This is a genomic window from Pseudomonas pisciculturae (assembly GCF_015461805.1).
Lineage (GTDB): Bacteria > Pseudomonadota > Gammaproteobacteria > Pseudomonadales > Pseudomonadaceae > Aquipseudomonas > Aquipseudomonas pisciculturae.
On record NZ_JACVZE010000018.1, the window covers coordinates 1 to 9,512 of the forward strand.

Here is a 9,512-nt window from a genome sequence, read left to right on the forward strand (position 1 = left end):
CCACTTGCGCTTCAGATCTCTCATCAGCGGGAGGCGAATTCTACAGCGTTACACGCTGCTGTCAACACCTCTTTTTCAACTTCCTGACCGCTTCGATGAACTGAAGCAACCTGCTGCCGAAAACTGCTTAACTCATTGTTTACCAAGGAGTTTTCCGTTTCGACTGCGCCGGAAGTGGGGCGAATTATAGACAGATATAATTCGCCGTCAATGCCTTTTTTCATATTTCTGTCATATAGGTCAGAAAAACCCCGAAAACGCGAAAGCCGGCCCCAAGGGGCCGGCTTTCGCGGCAGATTACAAGCTAGGAAACGCGAATTGCGACGCCTCATGGCTAGCCCGTTGCGGCCAACGCTGGGTAATCGCCTTGCGACGGGTATAGAAACGCACTCCATCCGGCCCATAAGCATGCAAATCGCCAAACAGCGAACGCTTCCAGCCACCAAAGCTGTGATACGCCACCGGCACCGGCAGCGGAACGTTCACACCCACCATGCCCACTTCAATCTCGTCACAGAACAGACGCGCCGCTTCCCCGTCACGGGTAAAGATGCAAGTGCCGTTGCCATACTCATGATCGTTGATCAACTGCATAGCCGCTTCCAGGCTGTTCACTCGAACCACGCACAGCACCGGCCCAAAGATCTCTTCTTTATAGATACGCATCTCAGGCGTCACGCGATCAAACAGGCTGCCCCCCAGAAAGAAACCTTCTTCATGCCCGGCAATGCTCAAGCCACGACCGTCGACCACCAGCTGCGCACCCGCTGTCACGCCGTCTTCTATATAGCCGCTAACCTTTTCCCGAGCCTGCCCCGTCACCAACGGCCCCATGTCCAAGCCGCAAGAAGTACCTGCACCGATCTTCAGCGCCTTAACCTGCGGCACCAACTTGGCGATCAACGCATCGGCCACCTGATCACCCACGCACACGGCCACGGAAATCGCCATGCAACGCTCGCCGCACGATCCGTACGCCGCGCCCATCAACGCGCTGACCGCATTATCCAGGTCCGCATCCGGCATCAGCACTGCATGGTTCTTCGCCCCACCCAGCGCCTGTACACGCTTGCCGCGCTTGGTCGCTTCGGAATAGATGTACTCAGCAATCGGCGTCGAGCCCACAAAGCTCAGCGCTTTTACTTCCGGCGCTTCGATCAGCGCATCCACCGCGCCCTTGTCACCGTGCACCACGCTCAGCACGCCTTTAGGCAGACCGGCTTCCTGCAGCAACTGGGCGATCAACAGCGTCGAACTTGGATCACGTTCAGATGGTTTCAGGATGAAACAGTTGCCGCAGACGATTGCCAACGGGTACATCCACAACGGCACCATCGCCGGGAAGTTGAACGGCGTAATGCCCGCCACCACACCCAGCGGTTGGAAATCCGACCAGGCATCAATGTTCGGTCCTACGTTACGGCTGTACTCGCCCTTCAGAATCTCCGGCGCCGAACACGCGTATTCAACGTTCTCGATACCACGCTTCAACTCACCAGCAGCGTCTTCCAACGTCTTGCCATGTTCTTCACTGATCAACTGCGAGATACGCGCTTCGTTCTGCTCCAGCAATTGTTTGAAACGAAACATCACCTGGGCACGCTTGGCCGGCGGCGTATTACGCCATGCCGGGAAAGCAGCCTTGGCCGCATCAATTGCCTGTTGAATGGTTTCGCGACTCGCCAACGGCACCTGGTGAATCACCTGGCCAGTGGACGGGTTGTACACGTCGGCACTACGACCGCTGTCGTTGACCATTTCGCCGTTGATCAAATGCTGGATAAGGCTCATGCAGGGCTCCTGAAAAATTGTTCTATATAGAAGGAGAAATCAGTCGATCTTGTTCAGCACTTCGCCGACAGCGTCAAACAGACGATCCAGGTCCTGCGGCTTGCTGTTGAAGGTTGGCCCGAACTGGAGCGTGTCACCGCCAAAGCGCACGTAGAAACCCGCTTTCCACAAGGCCATACCCGCCTCGAACGGCCGCACGATGGCATCACCGTCACGCGGGGCGATCTGGATCGCGCCAGCCAAGCCGTAATTGCGAATGTCGATCACGTTCTTGCTGCCCTTCAAACCGTGCAGCGCATTCTCAAAGTGCGGCGCGACTTCGGCTACGCTCTGCACCAGGTTTTCCTTCTGCAGCAGGTCCAATGCCGCCAGGCCAGCGGCACATGCAACCGGGTGGGCCGAATAGGTGTAGCCGTGCGGGAATTCCACCGCGTACTCCGGCGTCGCTTGGTTCATGAACGTCTGATAAATCTCGCTGCTGGCAATCACTGCACCCATCGGGATCGCGCCGTTGGTGACTTGCTTGGCGATGCACATCAGGTCCGGCGTTACGCCGAAGCTGTCGGCACCAAACATCGAGCCTGTGCGACCAAAACCGGTGATCACTTCATCAAACACCAACAGGATGTTGTGTTGATCACAAATCTCACGCAGGCGCTTGAGGTAGCCCTGCGGCGGCACCAGCACGCCAGCAGAGCCTGCCATCGGTTCAACAAACACAGCGGCGATGTTCGACGCATCGTGCAACTCGATCAGCTTGAGCAACTCATCGGCCAAGGCAATACCGCCCTGCTCCGGCATGCCGCGGGAGAACGCATTGCTCGCCAGCAACGTATGCGGCAGATGGTCAACGTCCATCATCGCCTGGCCAAACATTTTTCGGTTGCCGTTCACACCCCCCAGGCTCGTGCCGGCGATGTTCACACCGTGATACCCACGGGCGCGGCCAATCATCTTGGTCTTGGTCGCCTGACCTTTCAGGCGCCAGTACGCACGCACCATTTTCACCGCAGTGTCGGCGCACTCAGAGCCGGAGTCGGTGAAGAACACATGGTTCAGATTGCCCGGAGTCAGGTCGGTAATCTTTTCTGCCAGTTGAAAGGACAGTGGATGACCGTATTGGAAGCCCGGCGAGTAGTCCAACGTGCCCAACTGCTTGGCCACCGCCTCCTGAATCTCCTTGCGCGTGTGCCCAGCGCCGCACGTCCACAGGCCCGACAACGAGTCATACACCTTGCGTCCCTTGTCATCCGTCAGCCAACTGCCCTCGGCGGCCACGATCAGGCGCGGGTCACGCTGGAAGTTACGGTTGGCGGTGTACGGCATCCAGTGCGCGTCCAACTTCAGTTGGCTGGCCAGGGACGATGGGGCGTTTTCGGGCATGTTCATCAGCAAAACCTCGCAGGGCAAAAGGCAGCGTCGGGATTGAAAAGCGTTGTTGCAGCTAAATTGCCACGGCGATAAAGTCGGTGAAATTCAACTCTTCTAACCTTCAGTCAGGCCTTCACTAAACTATGAGCAGCCGTCGACCCGACCCACTGGCCCAAGTCAGCGACTTCGATATCCGCCTGTTACGCATCTTTCGCAGCGTGGTGGAGTGCGGTGGGTTTTCGGCGGCAGAAACCGTGCTCGGCATTGGCCGCTCGGCCATCAGTCAGCAGATGAGTGATCTTGAGCAACGCCTTGGGTTAAGGCTCTGCCAACGTGGCCGTGCGGGCTTCTCCCTGACCGAAGAAGGCCGGGAGGTCTACCAATCCGCCTTGCAGCTATTAAGTGCGTTGGAAAGCTTCCGCACCGAGGTCAACGGCCTGCACCAGCATTTGCGCGGCGAGTTGATCATCGGCCTCACCGACAATCTCGTCACCCTGCCCCACATGCGCATCACCCACGCCCTGGCTCAACTGAAAGAGCGCGGCCCGGACGTGCAGATCCAGATCCGAATGATCGCCCCCAACGAAGTGGAACAAGGCGTGCTCGACGGCCGCTTGCACGTCGGCGTAGTGCCGCAGGCCAGCGCCTTGTCCGGCCTGGAATACCAGCCGCTGTACAGCGAACGCTCATTGCTTTACTGCGCCGTCGGCCACCCGCTGTTCTACGCCGACGACAAGCAACTGGACGACACTCGCATCGACAGCCAGGACGCCATCGCCCCCACCTTTCGCCTGCCCGCCGAGATCCAGGCTCATTATCAGGCACTCAACTGCACCGCCAGCGCTTCGGACCGCGAAGGTATGGCGTTCCTTATCCTCACCGGGCGCTATATCGGCTACCTTCCCGATCACTACGCCAGCCTCTGGGTGCAACAAGGCCGACTACGCGCGCTGAAACCGGCTACACGTTTTTACGATTTAAGCCTCGCATCGGTCACGCGCAAAGGTCGTCGCCCCCATTTGGTGCTGGAAAGCTTTCTGGAGAGCCTCGCCGCAACCCGCTAACTCAGGGCCAAAGCAAAAAGCTGAGCAGTTGGACAGCTTTTTGCAAGAGCACAAGCACACAGACCTTGAGCTTGCCCGCCATGCCACCAGAATCCGCCAGCCCCAGTGACCTCATCTACGGCCTCAACGACCGCCCGAAACCCGCCCCAGCATTCCTCGCAGCACTGCAACATGTGCTGGCCGCGTTCGTCGGCATCATCACGCCACCACTGATCATCGGTTCAACCCTGGGCCTGACCGCCCATTTGCCCTACCTGATCAGCATGGCGCTGATGGTCTCTGGCGTCGGCACGTTCATCCAGGCGCGCAGGCCGTTTGGTATCGGCGCCGGGATGATCTGCCTACAAGGCACCAGCTTTGCGTTTCTCGGCGCGGTGTTGTCGGCGGGCTTCCTGGTGAAGCAGCGTGGCGGTAGCCCGGAAGACATCATGGCGATGATCTTCGGCGTGTGTTTTTTCGGTGCTGCGGTGCAGATCGTCCTGAGCCGCTTTATCGGGCAACTGCGCCGAGTGATCACACCGTTGGTCACAGGGATTGTGATTACGCTGATCGGCATCAGCCTGATCAAGGTCGGCATCACAGACCTCGGCGGCGGTTTCAATGCCCCTGACTTCGGCGCCCCCACCAATCTGGCGCTGGGCGTATTCGTAGTACTGACGATCATCCTGCTCAACCGCTCCAATACCCCGTGGGTGCGTCTCTCGGCGATCATCATCGGCCTGGCCCTGGGCAGTTTGGCCGCCTGGTTCAGCGGCAAACTCGTGCCCCAAGCCCTGCCGGATTTACCGCTGGTGAGCCTGCCGATCCCGTTTCGCTTCGGTTTCAACTTCGACTGGAGTGCTTTCCTACCGATCGCGCTGATTTACCTGATCAGCAGCATCGAAACCGTCGGCGACCTTACCGCCAATTGCATGATCGCCCGCCAGCCCATCAGCGGTCCGTCTTATATAAGCCGGCTCAAGGGTGGCGTACTCGGCGATGGCGTCAGTTGCATGATCGCCGCGACCTTCAGCGCGTTCCCCAACACCACCTTCGCGCAGAACAACGGGGTGATCCAACTCACTGGCGTGGCCAGCCGTTACGTCGGCTTATACATCGGCGTGGTGCTGTTTTGCCTCGGCTTGTTTCCGTTGATTGGCGCGGTACTTCAGCAAATCCCCAAACCCGTACTGGGCGGCGCCACCCTGGTGATGTTCGGCAGCGTAGCGGCCGCCGGCGTGCGCATCCTGGCGCAAGCGCCTTTGGACCGCCGTAGCATGCTGATTATCGCCACCTCATTTGGCGTGGGCCTGGGCATCGCCGCTCAACCGAACCTGTTGCACTTGATGCCGACCCTCGTGCAAAACCTGTTCGACTCAGCCATCACCAGCGGCGGCCTGACCGCCATTGTGTTGTGCCTGCTATTACCAGAGCCCAAGGCCAGCAGCGTTAGCGTAAATCACACCGCGCAAAGCGACACGCTCGAACCGCTTTGACGGTTTTATTGCATCGGGACTTGTCTGGGGCTTGTGGGTGGGTTATCTGTGCACACGTCGTCTCTATCGATCAGCACGGAAACCTCCATGAGCCTCGAAGTTCCTGCCCACAGCAACCCCACCGGAAAACCCGCCAGCCGCATTCGGCAAAAGAACGAACAAGCGATTCTGCAGGCTGCTGAAGACGAATTCGCGCGCCATGGCTACAAAGGCACCAGCATGAACACCATCGCTGCCAGTGCCGGGCTGCCAAAAGCCAACTTGCATTACTACTTCACCAACAAGTTGGGGCTGTATATCGCAGTGCTCAGCAATATCCTCGAACTGTGGGACAGCACCTTCAACACGCTGACCGCCGAGGATGAGCCGGCGGCGGCCCTCAGCCGCTACATCCGCACCAAAATGGAGTTTTCACGGCGCCACCCCCAAGCCTCGCGGATTTTCGCCATGGAGATCATCAGTGGCGGTGAATGCCTTACCGAATATTTCGGCCAAGACTATCGCGCCTGGTTCAGCGGCCGGGCAGCGGTGTTCCAGGCCTGGATCGACGCCGGCAAAATGGACCCTGTCGACCCCGTGCACCTGATCTTCCTGCTGTGGGGCAGCACCCAACACTACGCTGACTTCGCCACGCAAATCTGCCGCGTCACCGGTCGCACCAAATTGACCAAGCAAGACATGGAAGACGCCGGCAACAACCTGATCCACATTATTCTCAAGGGCTGTGGCGTCAAGCCGGCCCTCTAAACGAAGCGACTTATGCCTTTCACGCTAACCGGCCTTTGCGAATTTCGTGAAGAAATACGCAAAAGCCGCTTTATCACCCTCGCCGCCCCAATCAGTAGCCCGCAGGACGCCCAGGCGTTTTTCGAGCAGCACAGCGACCTGGACGCCACGCATAACTGCTGGGCCTGGAAACTGGCCGACCAATACCGTAGCAATGATGATGGCGAGCCCGGCGGCACGGCTGGGCGACCGATCCTGGCCGCCATTGAGGCGCAAGGTTTTGACCAAGTCGCGGTGTTGGTGATTCGCTGGTACGGCGGCATCCAACTTGGCACCGGAGGTCTCGCCCGGGCTTACGGCGGTGGCGCGAACAAGTGCCTGCAAACCGCCGAGCGTATCGAACTGATCAGCCGCGTGCCGCTGAGTTGCGCCTGCGGCTTCGCCGAATTGAATCTGGTGAAACTGCGCGTTGCCGAACTGGGCGGGTTGGTAGTGGAAGAATCCTTCACAGCCAACGGCGTCGAGCTACAGCTCGCCGTGGGCGAAGCGCATATCGACACCCTGCAAATTCAACTCGCCGACCTTAGCCGTGGGCGTATCCTGCTACAACGCTGAACTCCCTGAACCGCGACTCCAAAGGAAGCTTTTCATGTCTACGCCAAAAACCGCACTGATCATCGGCGCCTCCCGTGGGCTGGGCCTTGGCCTGGTCAAGCAATTGCTCCAGGACGGCTGGGACGTGACCGCCACTGTGCGTGACCCAAACAAGGCCGATGCCCTGAAAGCCGTTGGCCCGGTACAGGTCGAGAAACTCGACATGGACGATCAGCAAGCCGTCATCGCCCTGAGCCAGCGCCTCAAGGAGCGCACTTTTGACCTGCTCTTCGTCAACGCAGGCGTCAAGGGCCCCGCCAACCAGGAACCTGGCCATGCCACCCTGGCGGAAGTCGGCCAGTTGTTTTTCACCAACGCCGTGGCACCGATCAACCTGGCCCAGCGTTTTGTCGGGCAGATCCGCAAGGACAGTGGCGTGCTGGCCTTCATGAGTTCGGTGCTGGGCAGCGTGACCATCCCCGACGGTTCGGACCTGGCGCTGTACAAGGCCAGCAAGGCCGCGCTCAATTCCATGACTAACAGTTTCATCACCCAACTGGGCGACCACAAACTCACCGTTTTGTCGCTGCACCCGGGCTGGGTGAAGACCGACATGGGCGGCGAAAACGCACACATCGATGTCGACACCAGCGTGCGCGGCCTGGTGGATCAGGTAAATGCCTACACCGGCAAGGGCGGCCATCACTTCGTGGACTACAAGGGCGACACAATCGCCTGGTAAATATCAGAGATCAAAATGTGGGAGGGGGCTTGCCCCCGATAGCAGTGGATCAGCTAGCACATGCGGTGACTGACACACCGCCATCGGGAGCAAGCCCCCTCCCACACTGAGAGCTAGACCCGGCCTGGTACTACACGTAATCTACCCCCTCGCCTCACCGGCGACCCTGGATCAGCAGACAGGGCAACACTGAGCTGGCAAACCTGAACCCATCATTCAGAGGAGCCGGCCAATGCCTGCGACCCGTATCTGGTTAAAAAACCCCCTCGCGATTTTCACTGCCAATGGCCTCGACGCCCGTGGTGGCCTGGTGCTGCAAGACGGTGTGATCACCGAAGTGCTGGCCCAGGGGCAAGAACCCGCGCAGCCCTGTGCGCAAGTATTCGACGCCCGCGAGCATGTGGTCCTTCCGGGCCTGATCAACACTCACCACCACTTCTATCAAACCCTGACCCGTGCTTGGGCGCCGGTGGTCAACCAGCCGCTGTTTCCCTGGTTGAAAACCCTGTACCCGGTGTGGGCGCGCCTCACACCCGAAAAACTTGCCCTGGCCACCAAAGTCGCACTCGCCGAACTGCTGCTCTCGGGCTGTACCACGGCGGCCGACCACCATTACCTGTTCCCCGACGGCCTGGAAAACGCCATCGACGTGCAAGTGCAAAGCGTGCGCGAATTGGGCATGCGCGCCATGCTCACTCGCGGCTCCATGAGCCTGGGTGAAGCCGATGGCGGTCTGCCGCCCCAGCAGACCGTGCAACAAGGCCAAGTGATCCTGGATGACAGCCAGCGTCTGATTCACGAATACCACCAGCGCGGCGACGGCGCGCAGATCCAGATCGCCCTGGCGCCCTGCTCGCCGTTTTCCGTCACCCCGGAAATCATGCGCGCCAGCGCCGAATTGGCTGACAGCCTCGACGTACGCCTGCATACCCACCTGGCGGAAACCCTCGACGAAGAAGACTTTTGCCTACAACGTTTTGGCCTGCGCACCGTGGACTACCTCGACAGCGTCGGCTGGCTCGGCCCGCGCACCTGGCTCGCCCATGGCATTCACTTCAACCCGGATGAAATCGAACGCCTCGGCGCTGCCGGAACAGGCATTTGCCATTGCCCCAGCTCGAACATGCGCCTGGCCTCCGGCATTTGCCCGACTCTGGACCTGCTCGCAGCCGGTGCACCGATAGGGCTGGGCGTGGACGGCTCCGCGTCCAACGATGCTTCGAACATGATCCTGGAAGCGCGCCAGGCCCTGTACATCCAGCGCCTGCGTTACGGCGCGGAAAAAATCACCCCGGAAGGCGTTCTGGGCTGGGCGACCAAGGGCTCGGCGCAGTTGCTGGGGCGTACAGATATTGGTGAACTGGCCGTAGGAAAACAGGCCGACCTGGCGCTGTTCAAACTTGATGAACTGCGTTTTTCCGGCAGCCATGATCCGATTTCGGCGCTGTTGTTGTGCGGTGCCGACCGTGCCGATCGGGTGATGGTAGCAGGCAAATGGCGAGTGATTGATGGTCAGGTCGAAGGTTTGGACCTGAAAGGTTTGATCGCCGATCACACCCAGGCGGCGCGCCAGCTGATCGCCGGAACCTAAGCCAAACACAGTTCCAAATGTGGGAGGGGGCTTGATCTGGTCAAGTAATCTTGGACACCATTTACGGTTTATCCCACCAGTCGCTCGTGAGCGACTGGTGATCGGTAGCCGTTGTAGCTATGCGGCCGAACGGTGTTGTAACGCGATAAGTAGCGCTG

8 protein-coding genes are annotated in these 9,512 nt (G+C 59.5%); 6 read left to right on the forward strand and 2 right to left on the reverse strand.

Translation table 11 applies throughout. The annotated features are described in order from the left end of the window. Positions 1-297: 297 nt before the first annotated feature. Positions 298-1,791: a CoA-acylating methylmalonate-semialdehyde dehydrogenase gene (locus ICY20_RS28050; RefSeq protein WP_194939229.1), complete on the reverse strand. Its 1,494-nt coding sequence runs from the start codon at positions 1,789-1,791 to the stop codon at positions 298-300. A 39-nt stretch (positions 1,792-1,830) separates the two neighbouring features. Next, complete coding sequence (locus ICY20_RS28055) at positions 1,831-3,180, reverse strand: aspartate aminotransferase family protein (RefSeq protein WP_027607942.1); 1,350 nt, start codon at positions 3,178-3,180, stop codon at positions 1,831-1,833. Between the two features lie 125 nt (positions 3,181-3,305). Between ICY20_RS28055 and ICY20_RS28060 the strand changes: the two genes are divergently transcribed. From ICY20_RS28060 to ICY20_RS28085, 6 genes are all read left to right on the forward strand, one after another. Next, on the forward strand, positions 3,306-4,226 hold the full coding sequence (locus ICY20_RS28060; protein ID WP_159962882.1) for a LysR family transcriptional regulator: 921 nt from the start codon (positions 3,306-3,308) through the stop codon (positions 4,224-4,226). An 80-nt stretch (positions 4,227-4,306) separates the two neighbouring features. Then, positions 4,307-5,701, forward strand: a complete 1,395-nt coding sequence (locus ICY20_RS28065; RefSeq protein ID WP_159962883.1) for a uracil-xanthine permease family protein — start codon at positions 4,307-4,309, stop codon at positions 5,699-5,701. A gap of 87 nt (positions 5,702-5,788) precedes the next feature. Then, positions 5,789-6,448: a TetR/AcrR family transcriptional regulator gene (locus ICY20_RS28070; protein WP_159962884.1), complete on the forward strand. Its 660-nt coding sequence runs from the start codon at positions 5,789-5,791 to the stop codon at positions 6,446-6,448. Positions 6,449-6,460: 12 nt separating this feature from the next. Then, positions 6,461-7,042 (forward strand): IMPACT family protein, encoded by a 582-nt coding sequence (locus tag ICY20_RS28075; protein WP_159962885.1) that lies wholly within the window; start codon positions 6,461-6,463, stop codon positions 7,040-7,042. A gap of 34 nt (positions 7,043-7,076) precedes the next feature. After that, positions 7,077-7,763 (forward strand): SDR family oxidoreductase, encoded by a 687-nt coding sequence (locus ICY20_RS28080; protein ID WP_159962886.1) that lies wholly within the window; start codon positions 7,077-7,079, stop codon positions 7,761-7,763. A gap of 232 nt (positions 7,764-7,995) precedes the next feature. Further along, a complete protein-coding gene (locus ICY20_RS28085) occupies positions 7,996-9,354 on the forward strand; it encodes an 8-oxoguanine deaminase (protein WP_194939230.1) in 1,359 nt (452 codons plus the stop codon). Positions 9,355-9,512: the final 158 nt, after the last annotated feature.